Here is a 24,625-nt window from a genome sequence, read left to right as displayed (position 1 = left end):
GAGGGAGAACCCTTATACGGGTTCTCCCTCTGTTTCTGTTGCAGCTTCGCTGGTCGGAGGCGCGCTATCCGGCCTTTTCCGGGCTATGCAGCAAATTTCATGACCCATAGCTTTGCCTTGCAATTGAGTCAGAATCGCCATTTTGTCCGCCATAGAGTATGCCGCCTCTGCCGTAGAGGAGCCGAGCAGCTGCTCCAGGTGATTCGGCACTTGGCGGGTGAACAGGCTCACAGGCTGAAACGGAGTCTGTGCCAGCAGCTTCATCAGGCTGCGAGCGGAGTAATGGTAAAGGTGATCCTTCTCGGTCAGCAGCGGAGATTGTTTGCCGTAGATCGCATTGGTGAACGATTGAAGATTCGGCACACTGAACAGCAGCAGCCCGTTGTCCTGCAGCTTCCCGGCCACTCCGCACAAAAACTCGACCGGCCTGGCCATATGCTCCAGCACATGCCAGAATACAACCGCATCGAACGGCTCCCACTCCTCGGCAAGCTCCGGGCTCCACAGAGCATTGTGCAATTCCAGGTCGTACTTCTGCTTGGCGTATTTACATGACGATGCGGACGCCTCCACTCCGGTAACGTCCCAGCCCGCACTCTGGGCGGTAAACAAGAATTCCCCTGTTCCTGAGCCAATCTCCAGCAGCCTTCCCTTTCCCGGCCTGAACATTTCCAGCTGCAGCGTGTTGAACAGCGCATGGTCCTGGAACGTTAGATGCGCGTACTTATCGCGCATGGCAACCCAGCGATCGTCGTAAACTTCCTCTATGATTCGGGCTACATCCGTCGTTTCGGCATGACGCTGAAACAGCAGCTTGCAATCGTCGCATTCAAACAGGTCGAACCGGCTATATGCGTAATATAGCGTGACATGTTCGGATGAACGGCACAGTGGGCACTCCATTGGGCTTTGCTCCCCTTTCCGCTTTCCGTATTGAGGACCGTTCGGTTCCTCGGTTCACGTTGTCCATAATATATATTCAGCACTCGGCCAAAGTTGAACCGTCCCCTCACCTCATGCATGGATTCCTCTGCATTTCAGCACAATAACAAGGCGGCCTGCGGAGCGTCCGCCCATAGACAATGAAGCGCCGCCGTACGGACGAAACACTTGTCACGCCGCGTTAGAACGGGACTGTCGGTCCGGGTATCACCCGAATCTGGATGACCTTACATATCCTGGAAACTTGAACGCTTTTTTTTCAAATTTCAGACCCTCGTTTAACAATTCTCATGTATACTGGACAGGTGATTAAAACCAGAACCATATCAAAAGCTGTGTTTGCAGCCGCAATATGTGTTAAATATGAGTAATCCGAAAGATTGAGGTGATGACCACCATGATGACCCGTTCCTTGCATTGGCTTCAGCAGTATGATCGTCGCGTCTTCCGCTGGTTCAACCGTAAACTCCGAAACAGGGCAGCAGATCTGCTGTTCAGAGGCTTTACCCATCTCGGCGGAGCGGTATTTACGATTGTAATCACGCTGTCCGTCGCGGTGCTGACGTCCGAGCCATGGTCCTTCATGGGGTGGCAGAGCTTTGCAGCGCTGTCCATCAGTTTCCTGATTACGGCGATTCTAAAAAGAAGATTGCAGCGGATCAGGCCATATCTGGCCCTGGAAGAAGTGCATGTGGGAAAGAACCCGCTCAAGGACCCTTCGTTCCCGTCGGGACACTCTACCGCGATCTTTTCCATTATTACGCCCTTCCTGTTCATATCGATGTGGTTGTCGATGCTGCTCATTCTGATCGCCAGCACGGTCAGCCTCTCGCGAATTTATCTGGGCTTTCACTACCCCTCCGACTGCCTTGCCGGATGTGTCGTCGGCTTGACTACAGGCATGCTGATCGTTCTCGGATAATCCATAAATAGGTCGTCTGTCCTTCTTAAAATGAAGCCATTTACTACTTGTGAGTATCCTAAGGCAATTGTATAATCCATATAACGATACAGGGGAGCACCTCGGTATAGACATATGTCTATAGATGAGGTGTTTTTCGTAGCCAAAGGAGGGAATTCATGAAGGAAGAGTGGCTTCAGGAAGCGTCCGGAGGCCTTAGTGCCTCGGAGCTGAAAAATTTCAAAAATAGCATCGCCAAACTTTGGGCTGCCCCATTCTCGATGAAGGATTTTACAAATCTCGTTCATGAAATGACCGAAGCGCAGAAGCGCCGATTTCAATCCCTGCTCAACATCAAGTTGAAAGCCCCCGTGAACCGGCCTTTTCCCGTTGATGGATTCCTCCAGCTCGTTCGCATGAGACTCCATAAGCCCAATGAGAAGCTGCACATACTTCAAAGTATCATGCTGCACATTATCCCAATCTATGAAGAGGACCTGCACAAATCGGATGAGGAATTTCTCGCCATGGAACATGATAAAAGGGAGCAGTACGGCGCCTGGCATTACTTGTGGGCGCTGCGTCTTTACCCGAAGCCTTCCGACCGAATCGCCGAGCGGCTCTCGGAACTGGAGCAGACACTGCCGCCGCCAGCAGTGACCGCGGCCTCCCGCGCTCCCTCGGAGCCGGACCAGCAGGAGCGGCAGCCTGCAGCCGATGCCAAAGAACGGCAATTGCTCGCGCAGGAGCGTGAACGCCGCATCAAGGCCGAGCAGGTCATCGACGGACTGAACAAAACTGCAAGATTGACGGAAGCCAAGCTGCAGCGGATGGCGGATGCTCAAGATCAGCTGCAGCGTGCCAATCAGGAGCTGGAGCAGCAGCGGCTGGAACTGCTGCAACGGATCGAGCATGAGCGCAAGCGAATCGCGCAGCTTGAATATGAACAGGGCCAGCTGAATGCGGAAGTGAAGAAGCTGCAGGCTGCCATTCAGGACCTGGAGGAGCGCGAGATTCGAACGGCGGCCGCCTTCGTGAGAGAGAAAGCGGCACTGAAGCAACAGATCGACTTGGCCAGAAGCCCCTCAGCCAGTGCGGACCAATTGATTGCGCATCTCTATGATGAAGCCCTGTCCCTGATGAACATGCTGCGGCAGCGCGCATGGCCGCGGCAGGAGCAGGCCGAAAAACGCCAGGACATAGCTTACATGCTCGATCTGGCAGGTCGGATCGAAACGCTGTTCGATCCTCCGGAAGCACCGGAAGCACAGCCGGACAAGCCCAACCCCACGAATCACAGCAGCCGCCCTGCTGTGGAGGACAAATTCACGGATGAGGCAGCCATCAGCCTCGATCTGGGGCCCCTCGCTCCTATTCACGAGGAGTCTCCGTCTCCCTCCTCCGACGAGAAGCCGAAACGATCCGGCACTTTCTATCGCAAGGATCATGGCGGATATGTTCAGCTTGAGGATGGCGGATTCTTCCGGGTAACGGAGTCCGTCGTCAACGCGATCGGCCTGGAGCATGAAGCGGAAGTGGAGTGCGAGCTACAGCGCAGGCCGGACGGCTCGACTTATCAGCATATCACCATCCTGTTCCAGGGAGACGATGCGTTCGCACCGATGGAGCAGTATTTGGGGTATGTAGAGCTCGGGGAGCGGCACACGTATTATTGTGTCGATATTCATAATCCGGACAACCGGTTTCCGCTGCATGAGAGGGACATTGAGATCCAGCGGCCGTTCGACGGGGACCCCTGTGTATTCAATGTTGCGGCAGACGGGGAGTATGCCAGGCTATCGAAATTGTTCAGCGACCAAGCGGAGCTTAAGAACGGGCGCGAAGAAGCAGCTTTAAGAAAACGGAGCACCCCGGACAAAAGAAAGAAAGCGAGCAAGGCGGTCGACCCATTTCTGGAAGGGTGCAAAGTGGCCGTTATCGGCGGACAAGCCAAATGGTTCGAATCGGTGGTCAGGGAGACCGGGGCTGAATTCGTGCATGAGAACGGGGAACATCCCGAGCGGATGTTTGCGGAGCTGCGAAAATGCCATGCCTTATTCAAGCTGTACACCGCCACTTCCCATGAAGCGATATGGTCCGGTGTGGAGATCGCCAAATCGAACGGCATCCCTCATTTTATGATCGAAGGGTCCAAATCGAACCTGCGCAAGCTGTTGTGGGATAACCGCGACCTTATCCTCAGCAAAGCGGGGAGCTAATGTAAACGCATTAGATGGAATTGGTGCAAATATCAACAAAAACAGGCCCTGCCGGTTGGCAGGGCCTGTCCGCGTTCGCGCCACATAAGGCGTGGCACCCGTGACTAGGGATTACTTCACGAGGTCTTCCACGAATTTAGGAAGCACAAACGCCGCTTTATGCAGGCGAGGCGAGTAATATTTCGTATCCATCTCCGGAATGGAGGACTCGTCCACCTCAAGTGGATCATACGTTTTGCTGCCCATCGTAAATGTCCACAGCCCGCTTGGGTACGTAGGGATGTTCGCGCCGTACACACGAACGATCGGGAAGATCTCCTTCACGTCCTTGCTGACCTTCTGGATCAGATCAGCTTTGAACCAAGGGTTGTCGGTCTGTGCAACGAAAATGCCGTCTTCCTTCAGCGCTTCATAGATGCCCTGGTAGAAGCCGCGCTCAAACAGCGGTGCCGCCGGCCCAACAGGCTCGGTGGAATCCACCATGATCACATCATATTCGTTCTTGTGTTCAAGAATGTGCATGTAGCCGTCGTTCACCAGCACCTCTACCTTCGGATCATCGAGCTTGCCGGCAATTTCAGGCAGGTATTGCTTCGAATATTCGATGACTTTGCCGTCGATCTCAACGAGAACTGCCTTCTCTACACCCGGGTGCTTGATTACTTCCCGAATGACACCGCCGTCTCCGCCGCCAACGACCAGCACCTTCTTCGGGCTTGGATGCGTGTTCAGCGCGGGGTGAGCGACCATCTCATGATAGACGAATTCATCCTTGATCGTAGTCATGACCATACCGTCCAGAACGAGCATGCGTCCAAATTCCTCGGTATCAATCATATCCAGCTGTTGAAATTCCGTCTTCTCATGCACAAACGTTTCCCGTATTTTCGCCGTAATCCCGAAAGTCGGTGTTTGCTTCTCTGTAAACCATAATTCCATCGTCTCTACCTTCTTTCCGCTAAAATAATGTTCAGCCGTCCAGATCCAAGCCGCAAAACTTTATTATAGGGCAGACGCCTTTCTTATCAGTTTCACACTTTCTCTATTGTACCAAACAAATTGTATAATAACACAGCTTTAGCGGTGTTTGCGAGAGCGGAAATAATGTGTTTGTTATACCTTCTGCACCTTGATCAGATTCGTGTTGCCAGGCTGTCCGATCGGGATGCCCGCAGACAATACAACCGTGTCACCCGGATGGATATATCCGGTCTCCACCGCGTTGCGTGTCGCGGTCTCGAACATCTCGTCCGTCGTTGTCATTTTGCTGCCAAGAACCGGAATCACGCCGGACAGCAGACAAATCTTCGGCAGCACCTCACGGTGATGGGTGACGGCAATGATTGGAGCCTCCGGACGATACTTGGAGATCATCCGCGCTGTAAACCCGCTCTCGGTTGCCAGAATAATCGCATTAGCCCCAAGCTCCAGCGACGCGCTGACCGCGCTCTGACTAATCACTTCTGTAATGTCGGCTGCCTGCCCTGCCCTCTTCTTGTTGAACTGCTCTCTGTAATCGATAATCGATTCCGCCTGCTTGGCGATGGATGCCATCGTCTGCACGGACTGAATCGGATATTTCCCTGCAGCCGATTCCCCGGACAGCATGACCACGTCCGCGCCCTGCACGACCGCATTGAACACGTCGCTGACCTCCGCCCGGGTCGGCCGAGGATTCACCTGCATCGACTCCAGCATATGGGTAGCGACGACGACCGGCTTGCCGGCCTGGTTGCACTTGTCGATCATTTCCTTCTGCAGCATCGGCACCGTCTCGATCGGCACCTCTACCCCGAGATCACCGCGGGCAACCATGATGCCGTCGGAGGCTTCGATAATCTCGTCCAAGTTCTCCATGCCTTCCTCGTTCTCGATCTTGGAGATGATCTGCACATGTCCTGCTTGATGGCTCTCCAGTATGCGGCGGATCTCCATAATATCGTCGCCTTTGCGGACGAAAGAGGCGGCAATCATCTCCACCTGATTCTCGATACCAAATTTAATATGCTTCACATCGCGCTCGGTCACCCCTGGCAGAGAGGTGTGGATGCCCGGCAGGTTGACGCCCTTGCGCGGCTTGAGCTTCCCTCCGCTCACAATGCGGCAGCGAATCTCCGTCCCTTCTACGGCAAGTACCGTCAGATCAATCAGACCGTCATCAATCAGAATCCGGTCCCCCGCCTTGACATCGCGGGTCAAGTCCGGATAATTCACGCCAATACGCTCGCTGTCCCCCAGTATCTCTTCGGTGGTCAGCACCAGCTCTTCGCCGGTCTTCAGCTCGCAGAAGTCCTCCTTCAGCTTGCCGATTCGCACCTCCGGCCCCTTGATGTCCATCATAATGGGTACAAACGTGCCGAGCTCAGACGCTGCCTGACGGACATTCTTCATCCGCTGGACATGCTCGTCCAGCTCCCCGTGCGCCATATTGAGGCGAGCCACGGTCATCCCTGCTTGAATCATTTCCTTTAACACCGGAACCGAATCGCTGGCCGGCCCGATGGTACAAATAATTTTCGTTTTTTGCATCATAAATCTCCTCCGTTTTTTCTTCAATTGTAGCGCTGTTATTCCTGCGAGACTATGAAATATAGTATAGTGAATACACTATAGTACGATCACGAGGGAGGGATCGCATGATCACCGTTCTAGATGTACAGTTCCACCAGGGAGTCGATTGGTACGAGGAGAGCTCCTCCTGTCCGGACAGTCATACCCTGTGCCTTGTCACTTATGGCAAATGTGTGTTTTGGGTGCAAGAGCGCAAGCTGATCATCGATCAGGGCGATGTGCTGCTCATCCCGCCACAGCTCGATTATTATGGGAAAAGCATCCCCACCCTGTTCCATAGCAAGTATGTGATTCGTTTCCACAATTCATGTATGGAGGACGGACTGCCTATGCTAAGCCACCCCGATTTCATCAAACGGAAGCTGGGCAGCTATGAGCTGGTCAGAGAACGGCTGCGGAGCATTTCGCTGCAATGGGAGGACCAACCGGCGTATTACAGGCATATGGCGAACGCGCTCCTAACCGAGACCTTAATCTATATTAACCAGGAGTGGGACCGGGGTGTCATTCCGGATGACAGGCACCGACATGTAGCGCGAATGAAGCAGTACATTCAGGAGCATTACCGGGAGAAAATCACCAAAGAGGACCTCGGCGAGGTCATCCAGCGAACACCGAATTATGCAGCCACGCTGTTTCGTAGCGTCACCAACCAGACGATCAGCGAGTATGTGCACAGCCGCCGCATCAAGACAGCGATGTACATGCTGACCGAATCGCGACTGACCGTGCAGGAGGTTTCCGAGTATCTCGGATATCGGGATGTCTCGTATTTCCACCGCATTTTCAAGAAAATCACCGGCGCTTCCCCGTCCGACTTTCTGCATGAACGTTCGCGGATCGTATAAGGCGCGATGGTGCGTCTTTTTTTCAGAAACCGCAATGATTTTCAATTCCACGAATATCCTCGTTTGCCCAGCCCCATAATGAATAGAAAGGGAGCTTCAACATAAGGTAACCGAAATCTGTTGCCAATCCCTCCATGAAAAAAAGGAACTGGAAGGAGCACCACCTATGGCGGGATATCATGACCGTTCAACGAGACGCAAACGTCCTTTTGTCCGGATTGCCGCATTTCTGTTCGGCCTCCTTGGATTATCTATCATGGCAGGCGGCATGCTGCTCGCCTATCTATTCATCACGCCTCTGCCTGTGGCCGAGACCTCGCGTTATTCCCGCCTCCTGGACAGTCAGGGGGAATTAATCGCCACTTTCTCTTCGACGGGCAAGTCGTCAGAGCAGGTCAAGCTGGCCGACATTTCACCAAATCTGATTAAGGCTACGCTGGCGGTGGAGGACCGTAAATTCTACGATCATCCCGGCTTTGACCTGAAGGGGATGGCCCGGGCGCTGCTGGTCAACCTGGAGCATATGGACACGAAGCAGGGTGCGAGCACACTTACCCAGCAGCTGGCGCGCAACCTGTATCTGTCCCATGAGAAGACATGGACACGCAAGCTCAAGGAGGCCAAATACACGGCCCAGCTTGAGATGAAATACAGCAAGGACCAGATTCTGGAGATGTATCTGAACGAGATTTATTACGGGCATGGCGCTTATGGCATCGAATCGGCCTCGCTGATGTACTTCGGCAAGTCGGCCAAAGACCTGTCACTGGCGGAAAGCGCGATGCTGGCGGGCATCCCGAAAGGGCCGACCTATTATTCACCGTACAATCAGCCGGAGAATGCCGCCAAGCGGCAGCGCATCGTGCTGAATGCGATGGCCCAGACCGGGTACATTACGCAGGCCGAGGCGGATAAAGCCGCCGCCAGCAAGCTGGCCCTGCTGCCGCAGAACCGTCAGGAGAACAAGGTTATCGCTTCGTATTTTCGCGATTATGTGCGCCAGCTGGTTACCCGGGAGCTGAAGATTACGGAGAAGCAGCTGGAGGAAGGCGGGCTGAACATCTACACGACGCTCGACCCGCAGGCGCAGCAGGCGGCGGAGGAAGCCGTCGCCAAGGAGATGGAGAACTCGGGCGAGCTGGAAACCGCACTGGTGTCGATCGACCCGCGAAACGGTCACATCAAAGCGATGGTCGGAGGAAAGGATTACCGCCAGAACCAGTACAACCACGCCCTTGCGACGACGCGCCAGCCGGGTTCATCCTTTAAACCGATCATGTATTTGACCGCCATTGCCTCCGGCGAGATGACCAGCACAACGATGTTTAACAGCCAGCCGACGCTGTTTCATTATGACAACAACCGCAAGACGTACCAGCCGAGTAATTTCGGCGATAAATATTTGGGCGAAATTGCGATGCGGCAGGCGATAGCGGCATCGGACAACATCTATGCCGTCAACACAATCATGCAGCTTGGCGCGGACAAGGTGGCGGATATGGCCCGCAAGCTGGGCATTACCAGCAAGCTGGAGACCGTCCCTTCCCTCGCGCTGGGGACGTCGCCAATCAGCCCGCTGGAGATGGCCTCCGCTTATGCGGTTATCGCCAATCATGGCAAGCGAATCGAGCCGGTAGCGGTGCTGAAGATTACGGACGCCGCAGGCCGCAGCCTGTATTCGGCGCCGGAGGAGAGCGGGCAGCAGATCGTCGAGCCTGCGGCCGCTTACGTGCTCACCCGAATGATGGAGGGAGTGTTCGAAACGGGCGGCACCGGCAACCGCGTATCCTCGATGATGAAACGCCCGGTGGCCGGGAAGACCGGAACGACCAATACGGATGCGTGGATGGTCGGGTATACGCCGGAGCTGTCGACGGCGGTATGGGTCGGCTATGACAAGGGCAAGACGATCAGCACGGTGGACGGGCGGCGGGCAGCGCCGATTTTTGCCCAATATACGGAGAAGGCGCTGGAGAACGTCCCGCCGAAAATTTTCCCCATCCCGGACGGAGTAGTCAGCGTCTACGTTGACCCTAAGACTGGCCTTCTGGCTGGCCCCGACTGCCCTGCCAAAACATTGGAGGTATTCGTGGAAGGCACCGAGCCGACTGAATACTGCAGTGAGCATTCTGGCGGAGATGAGCAGGAGGAGCAGGATTCGAATGAAGAGAATCCGGCTCAGGAGGCGGAAAAGCAGGAGGAGCGTTCCTGGTGGTCTGACTTCAAACGCTGGTGGGTGGAGTAGCCCTCTTCCGCTCGGCCGCGAGTACGCATAGAAGAAGCCCTGCCTGGCCGACGGCCAGTGCAGGGCTTTCCTTGTTCCATATCTCTATCCAGCGATGAAGAAGCTCGTTCCCGCCAATGATCCGAGGATCGGGCGGCCGATGACCATAAGCGTCAGCAGTGCAGCGACGTAGACCAGCAGAACGACGTACAGAAAGTCCAGACTGCCGGTACGTGCCTTGCCCGAGCTGGTCAGCACCAAGGTAGGGACAATCATAATCGAGCCGATGAGGACAAACACCAGCACCAGCGCTGAGACGGTGCGATCCAGTCCCAGAAACGCAAAACCGATCAGGCACAGCACGATGAACGGGGTCAGCAATGTACCGAACCGGGACAGGATATCCCCCAGCCCCGCCGGCGAGTCTGACGAGACTTTCACCGCTGCATAAGTGTACACGCCGAGCAGCAGCATAAACAGCGTGAGTGAAAGCATTGGCTTAAGCACCATATTCACAAATGCGCCATCAGGAACATAGCCGACATTGAGAATAAAGATGCAATAGATCAACAGCTGCACAGCCAGCACGTACAGCACCAGGGACAGCAGTGCGTTGAGCAGCTGGTCCTTTCCGGTCAGCCGCGCTGTGGCGACAGGCCGTCTCAGGGAGCTGCCGAAGTATGTAAAGTAATCCCGGGCATGGATCTTGATTAATTCAAAAAAAGGATTGGGCTCATCGTCCTTCTCATCCCGCTCGTCCATCGCTTCAAACTTCTGGGACGCTTCCCGGCGGGAAAGAGGCCACGACATCGTTGCGTCCCCGGACTCCGCCTGGACAGGCTTCCCGTCCGCTTGCGGCACGCTCTGCTTCGACTCCTTCGAGTTGTATGTGTAATAGACACGATCCGGGTCTGATTTCGACTTCTCGATCCCCGCTGCCTGCTCGGCATATGCAGCCTCTGCTTCCTGCCGCTGCGGCGCATGGCTGCCCCTCAGCTCCGCCCCGCACTGCTCGCAATACTTCCCGTCAGCCGTAACATATCGGCATATTGGACAAGTCATAACCGTTCCCCCTTAGCCACGTTTATCCATTAAACTGTTCGCTCTTATCAGGTGGATTCAACTTAGCTATTAGTATAAGTGGACTTCTGGACAAAAGGAAGGATTTTCTTGCTGGGCTTCAGCGTCCATGATGCCGCTTGGGGCATGTGCGGCAATAGGAATCGGGTTTATCGGATACAACATATTTCAAACAGCAGGTTGTTCGAACACGAATCAGGTCATCGGACACCGCTGTGACCCTCTTGGGCGTGTTGAACTGCTGGAACGGGTTGCGTTTCTCACCGAACAGGTGGCCCGGCGCCTCCTGCAGAAGGTAGCGATAATCGTCCCGGATGCGCTCCAATTGCTCGGGGGTTGCCCCTTCCGGATAGTTCTTCTCATACAGCGCATAGACAATCGTAGCCGTGTTCTCCCATAGCACCGATTTGGAGATGCGGGCTGTCTTGGCGAGCGCTCGCCAAACGAGGGAGACATTCCCGGCGAACAACTGGCCGAGCACCCGCTCACGCCAGCCGCTCCGCTGCCCCGGCGCAGGTTCAATTACCCGCCAGTCCATCAACCGGCCCTCAGGAAGCCACAGCTGCTTGTCATAGACAGATTCGATCCATCCGTTCTCCAACGTATAATCCAGCCCCTTGTTCAGGCGAGACATCGCATAGAGCGCTGCGGCGACGGTCAGATAAGCATAACGCTTGGCGAACAGCGAGGCCGCTGCTGTCTCTGACGAGGTGCCGAAGATCCCCTTCACGCCGGCCAGGTATGCCGCGACCTTGTCCTGATCTACCAGATCCGCAAAAGGAATCGAAAACGTCCGGTCTGTTGAAGGCACTTGCCTCAGCCGGTATTCCGCAGCGAGTACCTCAAGCTCATCCGGCTCCAGCCGGGCAGCCTGTTCGTTCAGTTCCATACAAGCATCTCCCCGCTCTCTTCATCTCGCTCATCTATCGATTCAATACATAAATGATATTGAGACTCATTATCATTTAAATTGTAGTTTAGCAGGCAATGGATTTCAAGTCTTTTCTTCCCCGGACAAGCAGACAGACGCTGCTTCTCCACCATCCCCTGACGGTCGTCTTTCTTATGTGATGGCAGCCCTCACATTGCTCCAATAAAAACAACCGGCCGGATGATAACATCCGCCGGTTGTAGTTCCTTATATTCTATAGAAGGAGATAAATTCCGTCATCCTTATTCTGCGGTCTCCAGCGCTTGCTTGATTTCATCCGGCGATGCGTTCCACCATTCCTCGTTACGAGAAATAAGCAGCTCGCGCAGCGCTTTCTTCTCCTGATCGCCCAGCCCATCCAGAATGATCCGGCGCTTCAGTGCATAATCCATCTTGTTCACATGGTCGGCCAGGATCTTCCATCCCCGGCGAGCCTCCTGGTCGATCAGCATCTCACAAGCCGTCATCCCGCCATAAAATTGGCCGTCCGCATTCCGGTCCACAGCCACCCATACGATCCATACCTGGCGTCCGTTCGGCACATCCTCCTTGTTGGCAGAGAAGCGAATGCCTCTTTCCACCTTGCTCTTGGCGTGCATGGCGCCGATATCCACCCGGGCTTCCCCGTTATCAATAATGACCGGCGACAGGCTGTTCAGATCAATCGAGCCCGCTCCGAATCCTTTGTGCTTGCTCTTGCTGTTAATGATATTTAACGCAATCTGCTTCTTGCCGCCCTGCTCCTGATTCTCCATCCTGCCAAAGACCTCCTATAATAAGAGCCGATACACGTATCGGCTGCCTGGTTGTGATACCTACTTCTCAATAATTTTATTTTAACTAATAATCCCCCAAAAGCAAACATATACATGCTGTAGATGCTTGTCAACGGGAGGTTGTTCAAATGGTCCCACCACGTGCCAAAGTCTTTCTATCATCCTTGCTCGCCCTCGGTGTGCTTGCAGGATCCATGCCCATATTTCTGAAAAGCGGCCCCTTAGCGTCTATTGCTGCCTCCGATGCAGCCAAGCCCTCCTCAGCCGCGGTCGAGAAGGCTCCGCTCTCGCCGCCGAAGGCGCAGCCAAGCGGCCCGGCCCCGGCACTGAGCGACCGGATCGTCGAATATCACATGGACGTCCGTTATGAACCGGAGGAGAACAAGCTCAGGGGCAAACAGACGCTCACCTGGACCCATCCGGGGAAACGAAGCGTCACCGAGCTGTATTTTCACCTCTACCCGAACGCCTTCGCATCCAATGACACTACATTTATGAAGGAATCGGGAGGGCGGCTTCGCTCCGATACGATGCCCGAAGGCGGCTACGGTTCCATGACCATCACGGGGATCAAAACACTGGAGGGGTTATCGCTGACCAATCGCCTTCAATATGTTCAACCCGATGACGGCAATATCAAAGACCGGAGCCTGGTCAAGCTGCGTCTGCCTAAACCGGTCAAAGGGGGAGAAAGCATTACCCTCTATACGGAATTTGAAGTGGAGCTTCCGCAAATATTCGCCAGAATGGGAAGCGCAGGCGATTTTGTGATGGCGGGTCAGTGGTTCCCTAAAGTCGCTGTGTACGAGCCAGTTGGCCTTCGCGACCGAACCGATGAAGGGTGGAACCTCCACCAGTACCATGGCAACTCAGAGTTTTATTCCAACTTCGGCATATACAGTGTCCGCATTCGCGTGCCGGAAAACTACATCGTGGCTGCTACCGGCTTCCCGACCAAATCCCCGCAGAAGAGCAACGGAGAGAAGATTTATCAATTCTACGCAGATGATGTGCATGATTTCGCCTGGTCAGCCTCCCCCAATTTCGTAACGGCAGAGGAAGCCTTCTCAGCTCCCGGCGTCCCCGGGGTGCGGATCAAGCTGTACCTCGACCCGGCGCATCAGCATTTAAAGGAGCGATATTTTGACGCTGCCAAGACGGCGCTGGGCTCCTTCGGTAAATGGTACGGCTCCTATCCGTATTCCACCCTCTCCATCGTCGTCCCGCCGGAAGCCGGCAATGGCGCGGGCGGAATGGAATATCCAACGCTGGTCACCGCCTTCGGGGCCAGGAATGACTCGCCGGGCTATGAACTGGAGCGAACCGTGATTCACGAAATTGCTCACCAATATTTTTACGGCATGATCGCCAGTAATGAATTTGAAGAGGCTTGGCTGGATGAAGCCTTTGCCTCCTATGCGGAAGAGAAGGTCATGGAGCAGGAGTATGGCATCACCGCCAACACCGCCGCTCAGGCCGCCTCCATCACTACCCCGGCTCCGCTGAAGCAGGAAGCCTGGAAATACGATTCCCACCAGCACTATGCCCAGAATGTGTACACCCGGGGCAAGCTGGTGCTGCAAGGGATCGAACGGCAGGTCGGAACCCAGACGATGAACAAAATTATGCTCACCTATGCCAAAAAATTCAGATTCAAGCACCCGACCACCGCTGACTTTCAAAAGGTCGTGGAGCAGGTGACGAAAACGTCCTGGCAGTCGTACTTCGATCAGTACGTATACGGTAGCCAGATGGCCGATATCGCCATTGAGGATATTCAGGTGAAGAACAAGGGCTCGGAGGCGCAGCCGAAGTACGAATCGATCGTGAAGATTACCAGCAGAGACGGGGATATCGCCAATGTGCCGATTGTGTTTGCTTTTGAAGACGGGAAGACGTTGGAGAAGGTATGGAGCGGTCAGGACGGCCACGTCACGTACAAGCTCGAGTACAGCTCCCCGCTATCCTGGGCGATGGTGGATCCGAAATATACGATCGTGCTGGAGAACAACCATATCAACAACTATATGCGGACGGGAATGGATCCGAAGACGGTCACACGCTGGAACCTTAGCGTAACCAAGCTCCTGGAGACGCTGTTCGGCAGCCTGTCATGGTGAGGGGGGAAAACATGAAAAGCTATGCAAGCCAGGGTTGGGCCAGTGTAAAAGATCAGTTGTATGTCATCATTCTGCTGTTCCTGTACCGCCTGTTATGGGGCTATTGTCTTTATCGACTGGTCAAATCCGCCGTGGTCCCGCTCCTGATGCGATATCCAGATCCGGCTCCGAACGAGCTGAGCCGGCTCCTGTTCTTCTATGAAGGGGAGATGAGCCTGTCGCTTAGCTCCACCGTCCATACCTACGGCTGGCTGCTGATCGGCCTGCTGCTGATTCGTATGCTGCTGACGCCGCTCATTCAGGCCGGTATATTCTACAACCTCCATCAGGAGGCCAAGGGGGAACGAGGGCTGTTCTTTTTCATCGGCATCCGCAAATGGTGGAGAACGGTCTCCGTATTCTATGTGGCCGAGCTTGTGCTTACCTTCGCCCCTGCATACTGGCTTGTGCCCAAAATGCTGCCCCTGTTGATTAACTCGATCCAGGAGCCAGCACTCTTGCTGCGTGTGCTGCCCTTTGCGGCCGGCTGGCTGCTGTACGCCTACCTCATGAAGCTGCTCCTGTTGTACATGCAGTTCGGACGGACGGGCAGCGTCAGCATGACCGCCTCAATTGTGGCCTGTCTCAAGCGGCTCGGCACGGCAAGCCTGCTCTCGATCACGATCGGCGGATCAGCGCTGCTGGTTGTGCTGCTTCTCAGCGCCGTCTCCTTCTACTGGGCAGGGCTGCTTGCTCTTATAATTCAGCAGGCTTCCTACTTCCTGCACGGCCTGTTCCGCATCTGGTCGATCTCCGCCCAATATCATCTATGGAAATCGGGTACCGCTGACCATACATGAACCGTGTTATATGCCTTCGATGGCTGTCCATATACCGCTGCCGTTTCCAAATTAATTACAATTTTTTAACTGCAAATCAACAAATCCCTATTCCAGCTGTCTGGAAATAGGGATTTTTGTTTAAAAAAATAGTTTCCTCGTTTGCCAAATTGATAATACTCTGCTAAAATAACGAATATGTTAGTAACAACTTTGTCATCTTTGTTGTAACTTTTGTCATCAAGTCATCTTGTCGCAGCGTCGTGTAGGCAGAGTGAAACTTAAATTAACATGTTATCGAGCCGAATTCCCGCATTTACGGGAAGCGGGGGATCCGTTTTGGGTGAATTGATCTCGCTAGAGAGGGATCATAGGGTGACCTTCAACCGAACCCTTAAGCTAACCTCGCAGGCTGTGGAAGGAGCTTTTTATTTTGAAGAGGAAACTCGCGGCCGTATCCATCGGCCTTGTCCTTGCATTAAGCTTTGGAACAGGAAGCGCTTTTGCCGATTCCAAACTCAACAATGCCATTAAGCCCGTCATTGGTGTATCTTACAAATCAGGCGGAACGACAACCCAAGGGTTTGATTGCTCCGGTTTCACCACTTATATTTTCAAGAAGCTTGGAATTACCCTTCCTCGCACATCCGCAGCACAGTACAAAGTCGGAACTGCGGTATCGAAGAGCGACCTGAAGCCTGGTGATCTTGTATTCTTCAACACATCCGGCAGAGGTGTATCTCATGTCGGCATTTATGTCGGTGACGGCAAGTTTGCTCATTCTTCTTCGTCGCGCGGTGTCATTGTCAGTCCGCTGAGCCAAGATTACTATGCTAAGCGTTATGTAGGCGCCAAACGCGTCATGAGCCAAAGCACTTATAAAGCAGTAGCTGCTAACTACAACTAATAAGCAATCATATCGAATCATATAAGCCGCTGGACCGGGGATTGTAGCAGATCATCCATCCGCCGGCTTTTTTCTTGTTCTGTATATATGTATAACGTTTAAGATCGTCAAAAAGTTCCAATCGCGGCATTTTATTTTTCGATTTTTTTCGGAAGTAAGTTCCAGAAGTAAGTTGCGGGAGCAAGCGCTCCGCTTCCTACCTACCATTCCTATACCCGTTTTCAAATATAAAGAAACAGCCGTATGAACAGGCCTTCACCGGTTTATGCTAGTAATCAGATATCACATGGTTTGATCAGAGCAGCAAATGAAAAGCAAAGGAGCAGCACATTGTATGCAGGAGCCATCCATAACCTTTCATACCGTCACGATGACCGAGGAACACGCCGCCGAGATTACTTCCTGGTCTTACCCTCCCCCTTACAACATTTATGGCTGGCTGCCGTGGGAGCAGATGCAGATGCTCGGCATTGAGTTCGGCGATCCGGACATCCGTAAGCAGCAATATGTATCTGTGCTGGATCACCAGCAGCGTCTGTGGGGATTCGGGCAGCTGTTTCCGATGCATGAGGTCACCCGGCTCGGGCTTGGCATGCGGCCTGATTGGTGCGGCCAGGGAATGGGTAAAGCCTTTGTAAAAGCGATTGTGGATGAAGCGATCCGCAGACGGCCTGCCGATGAAATCGATCTGGAGGTGCTCGCTTGGAATGAACGCGCGATTCGGGCTTACGAGAAATCCGGCTTCCGGATGACGGATACGTATGAGCGGCTGACCCCGGAGGGCATGGCGCTGTTCCACTGCATGGTGTACACCCCCGCTCCAAGTGCCGGGGCAACCGATTCGGACGCCGCAGGACCGGATCAAACGATGTGAGGGTTGGCAAGTACAAATGGCACAATTTTGTGTACTTTATGTTAAGTCGGCCTTGAACGTTGCTTTTTTTGTCACAACTGGCTATGATGTCATAGGATGTTCGTTTATAATGGAAGTAAGTGCAAAAGTGCAGTATACATAGAAGGGACGATATAACGATGCAAAAATGGATTATGAGCGGATTGTTCTTCTTTGCATGCGCCTTGGCTGTTGTGCTAATGTTTACGCTTCCAGGAAGAGAAGCTGAAATTGCAGAAGAGAAGCCTACCATGCCTGAAGTAACGCTGGATGCGGCGGCTGCAGAAGCCACGCTGAGAGCCAGCTGTATTGCCTGTCATGGTGATCAGCTCCAAGGCGGAATGGGGCCAGCCCTTGACCAAATCGGCGCAGAGATGGATGTTAATTCCATTTACAACATTATCGCTAAAGGCCGCAGACAAATGCCTGCATTCGAAAATCAGCTGCAAGCTGAAGAAATCGCCAATATCGCGCTGTATCTTTCTGAGCAAAAATAATAAGCAATCCCATGCACAAAACACGCTTGCACCGGAATTCGCTCCGGATACAAGCGTGTTTTTAGTTGGATGGGATCATTTGGATCGAACGCGATAGCAGAGCTTACGAATCGCCTGTCCCATCATGCCCTACCAATGCCAACGTCACATAAGGGAAAGGTACTGTCGTAAGATGCCCGGAATGAATATCCTGGATGCCCGATTGTCGATCACCACTTGATAAGCCGCGTTAGCCGAAACTTTCTATATAGGATGCGCAAGAGGCCGGTCTGAACAACAAACCAACCATCGCCCTCCCGATTTATGTAGCGGAGTCTCTGCTGTCGTTCGAGCGGCTCTTCTCATACGCTTCATTGAATTGCTGCGCTTCCTTAATGTCCACAGCCGTAATGCCGCCTTCATCCCAGGAGGTGAGGCGCAGTGTTACCGTTTTGTAGTCAATCGTGATGTAGGGATGATGCCCGAATGCTTCTGAAATGGCAGCCACTTCATCAACGAAGGCGATTCCCTTCATGAACGAGGAAAAGGTATACTTCCGTACGATCCATCTCCCCTGCTCAAACTCCCAGCCCTCCAGCTTCTCCAGATGAGCTTCTACTTCCTGCTGCGTGTAAAGCATCTTATCTTCCTCCCCATCATACCTTCCCCAAGCCGACGCCTGCTCTCTCGGGGCCATTCCTTCATCTATTGTATTCTTCCCTCAATTGGTTGATAACCGAACGGTTCTACACTAGGGCTACGAAAGCAGCCTCTTCATCCCCGATGAGAACATGAATCCTATAGTTCGTCTTGTCGTGAATAACCACCCCGCTTCCTACGGAAATGACCGGTTCGGTGCCCAAGGCGTAGAACAGATCCTCAGCCAGCGCCTCATGAACCTCCGACTTCTCCTGATGGCCCAGGTGACCCCAGTCCTCCGGGTCCATTTCAAAAAATAGATAACTATCCGGTATCCGGCCTACCGCCTCGGTCAAATCAGCCAAAATATCACCGTAATCTCTTCCGTGCCTTACACCCACATGAATCACTCCTTTCTGCCGATTCCTGATCGCATGCCTTTCATCTTATTATACCGGAAAATACGGCTAAAAAAAAAAGCCTTCCCTGACGATAAATAGGATAAAGCGTCGAACGGCGCCTGTTCTTCCACAAGAACGGTAGAAGACGAATGGATTCGCTATTTATTTCTCACGGATGAGGTGTGGTATGGAAATTTCAACACTAATTGGTTTGGTCTTAGGACTGGTCTCCGTCATCGTCGGGATGGTTCTAAAAGGCGCATCCGTCTCTGCTTTGGCTAACGGAGCCGCGTATCTTATTATTCTCGGCGGAACAGCAGCCACTTTATTCATTGGATTCCCGCTGTCAGAGCTTAAGAAGACGCCTAAGCTGGTCGCGATGACCTTCAAGAAGCAGAAACTGATGAGCAAGGCGCAGCTGATCTCCCTGTTCATGGAATGGGCATCCATCACTCGTCGGGAAGGCCTGCTCGCATTGGAGAGCAAGGTCGAGGAGATTGATGACACCTTCCTGAAGAACGGCATGCGGATGATTATTGACGGCAATGATCAGGAATTTGTCCGCGACGTCTTGATGGAGGACATCAGCGCCACGGAGGAGCGCCACCGCGCAGGGGCGCAAATCTTCTCCCAGGCCGGCATGTATGCTCCTTCCCTCGGGGTACTCGGAGCGGTTATCGGTCTGGTCGCCGCCTTGACCCATATGGAAGATATGGGCGAATTGGCTCACGCCATCGGCGCGGCCTTTATTGCAACGATGCTCGGTATTTTTACCGGTTATGTTATCTGTCACCCGATTGCTAACAAACTGAAACGTCTGTCCAAGCAGGAGGTGGAGATCCGGCTGATGATGGTTGAAGGTCTGCTGTCCATTCAATCCGGCGTTTCAACCATTGCGATCAACCAGAAACTGTCCGTATTCCTGACTCCTTCAGAACGCGCCAAATTAGCACAGAAGGGGGATGGTGCTGGTGAGCAAGAAGACTAGACACGAGCCGCATGAGGAGCATGCTGACGAGTCCTGGCTTCTGCCTTATGCCGACTTGCTGACACTGCTTCTCGCATTGTTTCTTGTCCTCTATGCCATGAGCGCAACCGATGCCAAAAAGTTTCAGGAAATGAGTGAAGCGTTCAACGTTGTCTTTACCGGCGGAACTGGCATTCTCGATTACAGCAAAACGGAGCCGAGCCCGGACCCTTCCAATCTGGAAGATTTCAAGGCAGCTCCAGCCGCAATGTCCGAGAACAAACGCCGGGAAGAGTTGAAGCGGCAAGAACAGGAAGACCTGGAGCGGCTCAAGCAGCAGCTCGATAATTACATTAAGGCCAATGGACTTAGCACTGAGCTGAGCACCAAGCTGAACCAGTCACAGCTCGTCATCACGATCCGGGACAACGCCTTGTTCGCTTCGGGGGAAGCGGTCGTGAAGCCGGAGGCGCGCGAACTGGCTGTGGCCATCGCACAAATGCTGGACAAATTCCCGGGGTATGATATTACCGTTGCCGGACATACCGATAACGTGCCGATCTCTAACAGCAAATACCCGTCCAACTGGGATTTGAGCGCCGACCGGGCGCTGCAGTTTATGAAGATACTGCTGGAGAACTCCTCGCTCGATCCTAAGCAGTTTATGCCGACCGGATACGGGGAATATCACCCGATTGCGGATAACGCAACGGTTGAAGGCCGGGCACGAAATCGCCGCGTTGAAGTTTCGATTATCCGGAAGTATCAGGACAATCCGACCTTCACCGGCATTGGTGAGGAAGTGGAGACGGAAGAAGAAGGGGACTAATCCCTGCACCCGCTATCCCGTTCGTTCGGATGAGATACGAAATAAACCGATAGGCTTATCGCCTATCGGTTTATTTTTGACCGGATATTGATGCCGGAGCATCGGCTGTGCAGGTTACTCCAGCGTGTAATGAAGCAGTCGTCCAAGCTCCCTCTTCTCCTGTTCGCTTAGATCGCGCCAGGTGCCGATCTTCTGGCTTCCCAGACGGATGTTCATGATCCGGACCCGCTGCAGCCTTCTCACCTCATAGCCGAAAGCACTGCACATTCTGCGAATCTGCCGATTCTTCCCCTCGGTCAGAATGATTCGAAACACCCGCTCCGACACCCGGGTTACTTCGCAAGGGAGCGTCATTTCGCCTAATATCTTCACACCGCTGGCCATTCCGCGCAGGAAGGAATCGGTCACCGGACGATGGACCGTCACGATATACTCCTTCTCGTGCCTGCCTTCAGAGCGCAGTATTTTGTTGACGATATCCCCGTCATTCGTAAGCAGAATAAGCCCTTCCGAATCCTTGTCCAGCCGGCCTATCGGAAAGATTCGCTCCTTATGGCCGACAAAGTCCACGATATTGCCTTTAATATGACCTTCTGTCGTACTCGTGATGCCAACCGGCTTGTTCAAAGCAATATACACATGCTTCTTCTTGGCCTGAAGCGGTTGTCCGTTTATACGAACATCATCGCCCTCTTCTGCCTGACTGCCCAGAACAGCAGTGACACCGTTAATGGTTACTTTCCCGCTCTCAACCAGCTTGTCCGCTTCTCTGCGGGAGCAAAAGCCGGTCTCGCTTATAAATTTATTAATTCTCAAGATGCCATCCCCTTATTGTACGGAGTTTCTCATGATTCCTTCTGCTCTTCCTCTTCCGCGACACTCCCCGCCGCTGGCAGAACGATTACCACTTTCGTCCCCTGGCCGACTTCGCTTTCTACTTCAAGCGTTCCCTGGTGGCCCTGAATAATACGTTGGCTGACCATCAGTCCAAGGCCTGTACCGGTTTCCTTATTCGTAATAAAAGGCTCGCCCAGATGCGGCATCAATTCCGGCGGAATTCCTTCACCCTCGTCCTCGATCGTAATCTTGACCTGCTCGTTCGGCTCGGGACGCATCTCAATCCGGACGACTCCACCCTTAGGCATCGCCTCAATCGCATTCTTCAACAGATTGATGAACACCTGCTTGAGCTGGTTCTCTTCACAGTGGACAAGCGCCGGCTCCTCCGCAAAATCCAGCCTGAACTGTACGCCGTGCAGATGCGCCTGGGTGTCCAGGAAGGACAGCACCTCGCGCATAATGCCTCTGACGTCCTTCTGCTGGAAATGAACAGCCTGAGGCTTGGCGAGGATTAAAAACTCGCTCACAATCAAATTAATCCGGTCCAGCTCTGACAGCATCAGATCAATATGATCCGGATTGGCCTTCTTCGTCTCCTGCTGCAGCTGCAAAAATCCCCGCAGCGTCGTCAGCGGATTCCGGATCTCATGCGCCACCCCGGCAGCCAGTTGACCGACGGTTGTCAGCTTCTCAGAGCGTCTCAGCAGCTCCTCCATCCGGTTGCGCTCGGTTACGTCCCTGGAGACACTGATGATCGATGTGATGTCGCCATGCTCGTCACGCACGACAGAGGTGCTGATGCTGACCTCGATCTGGCTGCCATCCTTCCGCATGCGGACCGTCTCAATCAATGGAAGTCGCTCCCCGCTCCGCAAGCGCTGCATCCGCTCGGCCTCTTCCTGCTCCATCTCCGGCGGCACAAGGTCGGGCTTCATGCCGATCACCTCATCAGCCTTCCACCCATACATCTGCTCAAAGGCTTTATTCACACTGATGATTCGTCCGTCCGTATCGGTCGTATGAATCGCATCAGCAGTCTGGTTAATGACAGACTCCAAGTACTCCTTCACCGACAGGTTCTCGTCCACCATCTGCTTCAACTGGCTTGTGTAGTGGCCCAAGTTGCGTGTCATGGCGTTGATACGGCCAGCCAGCTGACCCAGCTCGTCACGGCTGGTTACCTCAAGCCTGCGGTCAAAATGGCCGTCTGCTACATCATTGACCGTTCCCAGTATCGCCTGAATCGGTCGGGTGAAATACCCGGCCACGATGTAGCTGCCGAATATAACAATTTCGAGCAGCACGAGCGATATCGCCACGAGACTGATCATCTGCTCCCGCATGACTGACGAGATCGCCTCATAGTCCATCACAACGCTGATGACACTCGTTGGCCGGTTGTCGGAGCTGATAGGAATGAAGCTTTTTAACACCTTTTTGTCCTGGATCGTCTGAACAAATACGACATTCTCCCCGGTAGCCACCGCTCTGTTCACAGCCTCGACATCCTGATCCAGACTTCCATATTGATAAGTTCCGAACATGATCGGCCGATTCTTCAGTTTGCGATGCGTCTCATCACTCCCGTCCTCACGCATGGAGGGATTACCGAACGTGTCCGGGTTAATGCCCGTCACCTCCAGAATACGAGGGTTTGCCTTAATCGTTTCTTCAACGACAACATCCGGGCTCGTCACCTTGACAAAATCCTTGATATTGGAGCTTCGTATATAGGGGTCTATAATATAGTTGCGCTTGCCATCATAGTAATAACCCCATTTGTCTATAAATTCCGGGTTTGATGTGGAAAATTCAAAGGGACCGGACCAGAAGTTCTCTCCTTTCTGGCCTTGGGTCACCGACAGCACCTGCTGGTGCTCGAACAGCTCCTGAAATGCCGTATGCCAATAGCCCCAATCGGATGTGGATAACCCGATCTCTTCTTCGGCAGAGGACTTGGCGACAATAATATCGTTCCCGGACTTGACCAGAAGCGAGATATGCGTCACACCCAGCTCTGCTGCCAAATCAACCAGCTCTTCATTGGTGATGTTGCGAATATCAGGATCGAGCGACCGTGCAGCATTGATGGACGCCACACGCAGCATATCGGCAAACACACCATCGACGTAACCGGAACTGTAAGCTGTCTGTTCCACCGTAATGGCAATTTGGGTAGCGGCCATGACCATTTTGGCCTCACTGTCCTGCTGCAAATTTTCCTGTGTTGTATAATAGTTCAATGTTATATTAAGCAGAAGAATAAATAATACCGAGATCGACAAGATCATCGACAGTTTTGTTTTGATTGACAATGGCCTCTTCACCTTTCCGCTGTTGCCATAGGCGACTGAAAGCACTATTAACCCCATGATACCTTGATCAGGTACGTTTGAAAAGAATTTCGTCCGAATTACAAAAACGGCTACAGTGTGATTTTCGGCTCCTTCGGGGTATAGGTTAAGGTGGAAAAACGGATAATTTCACTACCGATGTCCACAAGTTACTCACAAATACACAACCACCTTGGGGATAATGTGTATAACTATGTGCATAACCAAGCGGTTATCCACAGATATGTCCACAACATGTTAACAAACGAATGAACGTTCGTTGTATAATAGAAGAAAATACAGCTTATTGACGTATAATCGAAGGGAGATCTAGAGTTTCATGTCATTTTCGGATTCGCTTGCTGTGGATAAAGATCAACATATATATTGGATGCAGGAAGCCATTAAAGAGGCGCAAAAAGCAGAAGAACGCGGTGAGGTCCCGATCGGGGCCGTCATTGTCCGCGGAGATGAAATTGTAGGGCGCGGCTTCAATCTTCGCGAGACCACCTTCGATGCAACCGCCCATGCGGAGATGGTAGCTATCCGTGAGGCCAGCCGCACGCTCGGAGCCTGGCGTCTGCTGGATTGCAGCCTGTACGTCACCCTGGAGCCCTGTCCGATGTGTGCCGGTGCGATTGTACAATCCCGCATTCCTCAGGTCATCTACGGCACGAGAGACCCCAAAGCCGGCTGCGCAGGCACCTTGATGAATCTGCTTCAAGAGCCGCGATTTAACCATCGCACGATGGTCGTGGAGGGCATTCTTCAAGCTGAATGCGCCGCTCTGCTCACCCAGTTTTTCCGCAAACTGCGTGGTAAAGCTTAGCATGTTGATCTGTGGTTATCCACAGCCAAGTGGCCCCTCGGCCACCTAGACAAGCTCTTTGGTTATGTATAGTGACAGCAAA

General features: G+C 53.2%; 22 protein-coding genes and 1 riboswitch. Of the genes, 12 read left to right on the top strand and 10 right to left on the bottom strand.

All coding sequences use genetic code 11. The features are described 5' to 3' along the window. Nucleotides 1-12 precede the first annotated feature (12 nt). The gene (locus tag CHH67_RS25035; RefSeq protein ID WP_095268088.1) at nucleotides 13-903 is read right to left on the bottom strand and encodes a class I SAM-dependent methyltransferase; all 891 of its coding nucleotides are present in this window, start codon (nucleotides 901-903) and stop codon (nucleotides 13-15) included. 436 nt (nucleotides 904-1,339) lie between these two features. Between CHH67_RS25035 and CHH67_RS25030 the strand changes: the two genes are divergently transcribed. After that, nucleotides 1,340-1,864: a phosphatase PAP2 family protein gene (locus tag CHH67_RS25030; RefSeq protein WP_095268087.1), complete on the top strand. Its 525-nt coding sequence runs from the start codon at nucleotides 1,340-1,342 to the stop codon at nucleotides 1,862-1,864. A 158-nt stretch (nucleotides 1,865-2,022) separates the two neighbouring features. After that, on the top strand, nucleotides 2,023-4,062 hold the full coding sequence (locus CHH67_RS25025) for a hypothetical protein (protein ID WP_095268086.1): 2,040 nt from the start codon (nucleotides 2,023-2,025) through the stop codon (nucleotides 4,060-4,062). Between the two features lie 111 nt (nucleotides 4,063-4,173). On the opposite strand, the gene speE is transcribed toward CHH67_RS25025, so the two are convergent. Together speE and pyk are read right to left on the bottom strand one after the other, a co-directional pair. Continuing rightward, nucleotides 4,174-5,001: a polyamine aminopropyltransferase gene (speE, locus tag CHH67_RS25020; protein ID WP_095268085.1), complete on the bottom strand. Its 828-nt coding sequence runs from the start codon at nucleotides 4,999-5,001 to the stop codon at nucleotides 4,174-4,176. A 174-nt stretch (nucleotides 5,002-5,175) separates the two neighbouring features. Then, the gene (pyk, locus tag CHH67_RS25015) at nucleotides 5,176-6,591 is read right to left on the bottom strand and encodes a pyruvate kinase (RefSeq protein ID WP_095268084.1); all 1,416 of its coding nucleotides are present in this window, start codon (nucleotides 6,589-6,591) and stop codon (nucleotides 5,176-5,178) included. Between the two features lie 107 nt (nucleotides 6,592-6,698). On the opposite strand from pyk, the gene CHH67_RS25010 reads away from it, so the two are divergent. Further along, on the top strand, nucleotides 6,699-7,481 hold the full coding sequence (locus CHH67_RS25010; protein ID WP_095268083.1) for a helix-turn-helix transcriptional regulator: 783 nt from the start codon (nucleotides 6,699-6,701) through the stop codon (nucleotides 7,479-7,481). Nucleotides 7,482-7,647: 166 nt separating this feature from the next. Then, nucleotides 7,648-9,726, top strand: a complete 2,079-nt coding sequence (locus tag CHH67_RS25005; RefSeq protein ID WP_095268082.1) for a transglycosylase domain-containing protein — start codon at nucleotides 7,648-7,650, stop codon at nucleotides 9,724-9,726. 84 nt (nucleotides 9,727-9,810) lie between these two features. Here the strand turns inward: CHH67_RS25005 and CHH67_RS25000 are convergent, their stop codons facing one another. The 3 genes from CHH67_RS25000 to CHH67_RS24990 form a co-directional block, all read right to left on the bottom strand. After that, on the bottom strand, nucleotides 9,811-10,767 hold the full coding sequence (locus tag CHH67_RS25000) for a hypothetical protein (protein ID WP_095268081.1): 957 nt from the start codon (nucleotides 10,765-10,767) through the stop codon (nucleotides 9,811-9,813). A 118-nt stretch (nucleotides 10,768-10,885) separates the two neighbouring features. Beyond that, a complete protein-coding gene (locus CHH67_RS24995) occupies nucleotides 10,886-11,674 on the bottom strand; it encodes an IucA/IucC family C-terminal-domain containing protein (RefSeq protein ID WP_095268080.1) in 789 nt (262 codons plus the stop codon). Nucleotides 11,675-11,958: 284 nt separating this feature from the next. After that, nucleotides 11,959-12,471: a YwhD family protein gene (locus CHH67_RS24990; protein ID WP_095268079.1), complete on the bottom strand. Its 513-nt coding sequence runs from the start codon at nucleotides 12,469-12,471 to the stop codon at nucleotides 11,959-11,961. Nucleotides 12,472-12,620: 149 nt separating this feature from the next. On the opposite strand from CHH67_RS24990, the gene CHH67_RS24985 reads away from it, so the two are divergent. From CHH67_RS24985 to CHH67_RS24965, 5 genes are all read left to right on the top strand, one after another. Then, a complete protein-coding gene (locus CHH67_RS24985) occupies nucleotides 12,621-14,612 on the top strand; it encodes a M1 family metallopeptidase (protein WP_095268078.1) in 1,992 nt (663 codons plus the stop codon). 11 nt (nucleotides 14,613-14,623) lie between these two features. Further along, entirely contained in the window at nucleotides 14,624-15,451 is an 828-nt protein-coding gene (locus CHH67_RS24980; RefSeq protein ID WP_095268077.1) for a hypothetical protein, read from the top strand. Between the two features lie 269 nt (nucleotides 15,452-15,720). Next, nucleotides 15,721-15,859: riboswitch (cyclic di-AMP (ydaO/yuaA leader) on the top strand. A 4-nt stretch (nucleotides 15,860-15,863) separates the two neighbouring features. Then, nucleotides 15,864-16,337: a C40 family peptidase gene (locus tag CHH67_RS24975; protein WP_095268076.1), complete on the top strand. Its 474-nt coding sequence runs from the start codon at nucleotides 15,864-15,866 to the stop codon at nucleotides 16,335-16,337. Between the two features lie 307 nt (nucleotides 16,338-16,644). Further along, entirely contained in the window at nucleotides 16,645-17,211 is a 567-nt protein-coding gene (locus tag CHH67_RS24970; RefSeq protein ID WP_425320457.1) for a GNAT family N-acetyltransferase, read from the top strand. Between the two features lie 158 nt (nucleotides 17,212-17,369). Beyond that, nucleotides 17,370-17,726, top strand: coding sequence for a c-type cytochrome (locus tag CHH67_RS24965; RefSeq protein WP_095268074.1), 357 nt, complete (start codon nucleotides 17,370-17,372; stop codon nucleotides 17,724-17,726). A gap of 301 nt (nucleotides 17,727-18,027) precedes the next feature. Here CHH67_RS24965 and CHH67_RS24960 read toward each other — a convergent pair whose 3' ends face one another. Then, nucleotides 18,028-18,345 carry a 4a-hydroxytetrahydrobiopterin dehydratase gene (locus CHH67_RS24960; protein ID WP_095268073.1) on the bottom strand — a complete coding sequence of 106 codons (318 nt, stop codon included), beginning with the start codon at nucleotides 18,343-18,345 and terminating at the stop codon, nucleotides 18,028-18,030. Nucleotides 18,346-18,451: 106 nt separating this feature from the next. Next, nucleotides 18,452-18,745: a hypothetical protein gene (locus CHH67_RS24955; protein ID WP_095268072.1), complete on the bottom strand. Its 294-nt coding sequence runs from the start codon at nucleotides 18,743-18,745 to the stop codon at nucleotides 18,452-18,454. 187 nt (nucleotides 18,746-18,932) lie between these two features. Here CHH67_RS24955 and motA point away from each other — a divergent pair, with 187 nt between their 5' ends. Further along, on the top strand, nucleotides 18,933-19,733 hold the full coding sequence (gene motA / locus CHH67_RS24950) for a flagellar motor stator protein MotA (protein WP_095268071.1): 801 nt from the start codon (nucleotides 18,933-18,935) through the stop codon (nucleotides 19,731-19,733). Further along, the gene (motB, locus tag CHH67_RS24945) at nucleotides 19,717-20,541 is read left to right on the top strand and encodes a flagellar motor protein MotB (RefSeq protein ID WP_095268089.1); all 825 of its coding nucleotides are present in this window, start codon (nucleotides 19,717-19,719) and stop codon (nucleotides 20,539-20,541) included. The genes motA and motB overlap by 17 nt, the downstream gene beginning before the upstream one ends. Nucleotides 20,542-20,655: 114 nt before the next feature. Here the strand turns inward: motB and rluF are convergent, their stop codons facing one another. Together rluF and CHH67_RS24935 are read right to left on the bottom strand one after the other, a co-directional pair. Beyond that, on the bottom strand, nucleotides 20,656-21,357 hold the full coding sequence (gene rluF, locus CHH67_RS24940) for a 23S rRNA pseudouridine(2604) synthase RluF (RefSeq protein ID WP_095268070.1): 702 nt from the start codon (nucleotides 21,355-21,357) through the stop codon (nucleotides 20,656-20,658). Nucleotides 21,358-21,386: 29 nt separating this feature from the next. Then, nucleotides 21,387-23,696, bottom strand: coding sequence for a PAS domain S-box protein (locus CHH67_RS24935; RefSeq protein ID WP_095268069.1), 2,310 nt, complete (start codon nucleotides 23,694-23,696; stop codon nucleotides 21,387-21,389). Nucleotides 23,697-24,054: 358 nt separating this feature from the next. Here CHH67_RS24935 and tadA point away from each other — a divergent pair, with 358 nt between their 5' ends. After that, nucleotides 24,055-24,543: a tRNA adenosine(34) deaminase TadA gene (gene tadA, locus CHH67_RS24930; protein ID WP_095268068.1), complete on the top strand. Its 489-nt coding sequence runs from the start codon at nucleotides 24,055-24,057 to the stop codon at nucleotides 24,541-24,543. Nucleotides 24,544-24,625: the final 82 nt, after the last annotated feature.

This window comes from Paenibacillus campinasensis, from assembly GCF_002272015.1.
In the GTDB taxonomy this organism is placed as follows: domain Bacteria; phylum Bacillota; class Bacilli; order Paenibacillales; family Paenibacillaceae; genus Paenibacillus_AQ; species Paenibacillus_AQ campinasensis.
The sequence above is the reverse complement of the archived record's forward strand: the minus strand, read 5'-3'. Positions and strand labels throughout refer to the sequence as shown.

Coding starts and splice junctions, on each gene's coding strand:
- CHH67_RS24970 (WP_425320457.1), top strand. CDS start 16,645: ATGAAAAGCAAAGGAGCAGCACATTGTATGCAGGAGCCATCCATAACC.
- CHH67_RS25025 (WP_095268086.1), top strand. CDS start 2,023: ATGAAGGAAGAGTGGCTTCAGGAAGCGTCCGGAGGCCTTAGTGCCTCG.
- CHH67_RS25000 (WP_095268081.1), bottom strand. CDS start 10,767: ATGACTTGTCCAATATGCCGATATGTTACGGCTGACGGGAAGTATTGC.
- motA (WP_095268071.1), top strand. CDS start 18,933: ATGGAAATTTCAACACTAATTGGTTTGGTCTTAGGACTGGTCTCCGTC.
- CHH67_RS24960 (WP_095268073.1), bottom strand. CDS start 18,345: ATGCTTTACACGCAGCAGGAAGTAGAAGCTCATCTGGAGAAGCTGGAG.
- CHH67_RS24985 (WP_095268078.1), top strand. CDS start 12,621: ATGGTCCCACCACGTGCCAAAGTCTTTCTATCATCCTTGCTCGCCCTC.
- CHH67_RS25030 (WP_095268087.1), top strand. CDS start 1,340: ATGATGACCCGTTCCTTGCATTGGCTTCAGCAGTATGATCGTCGCGTC.
- pyk (WP_095268084.1), bottom strand. CDS start 6,591: ATGCAAAAAACGAAAATTATTTGTACCATCGGGCCGGCCAGCGATTCG.
- CHH67_RS25005 (WP_095268082.1), top strand. CDS start 7,648: ATGGCGGGATATCATGACCGTTCAACGAGACGCAAACGTCCTTTTGTC.
- speE (WP_095268085.1), bottom strand. CDS start 5,001: ATGGAATTATGGTTTACAGAGAAGCAAACACCGACTTTCGGGATTACG.
- CHH67_RS24980 (WP_095268077.1), top strand. CDS start 14,624: ATGAAAAGCTATGCAAGCCAGGGTTGGGCCAGTGTAAAAGATCAGTTG.
- tadA (WP_095268068.1), top strand. CDS start 24,055: ATGTCATTTTCGGATTCGCTTGCTGTGGATAAAGATCAACATATATAT.
- CHH67_RS25010 (WP_095268083.1), top strand. CDS start 6,699: ATGATCACCGTTCTAGATGTACAGTTCCACCAGGGAGTCGATTGGTAC.
- CHH67_RS24990 (WP_095268079.1), bottom strand. CDS start 12,471: ATGGAGAATCAGGAGCAGGGCGGCAAGAAGCAGATTGCGTTAAATATC.
- CHH67_RS24965 (WP_095268074.1), top strand. CDS start 17,370: ATGCAAAAATGGATTATGAGCGGATTGTTCTTCTTTGCATGCGCCTTG.
- CHH67_RS24995 (WP_095268080.1), bottom strand. CDS start 11,674: ATGGAACTGAACGAACAGGCTGCCCGGCTGGAGCCGGATGAGCTTGAG.
- CHH67_RS25035 (WP_095268088.1), bottom strand. CDS start 903: ATGGAGTGCCCACTGTGCCGTTCATCCGAACATGTCACGCTATATTAC.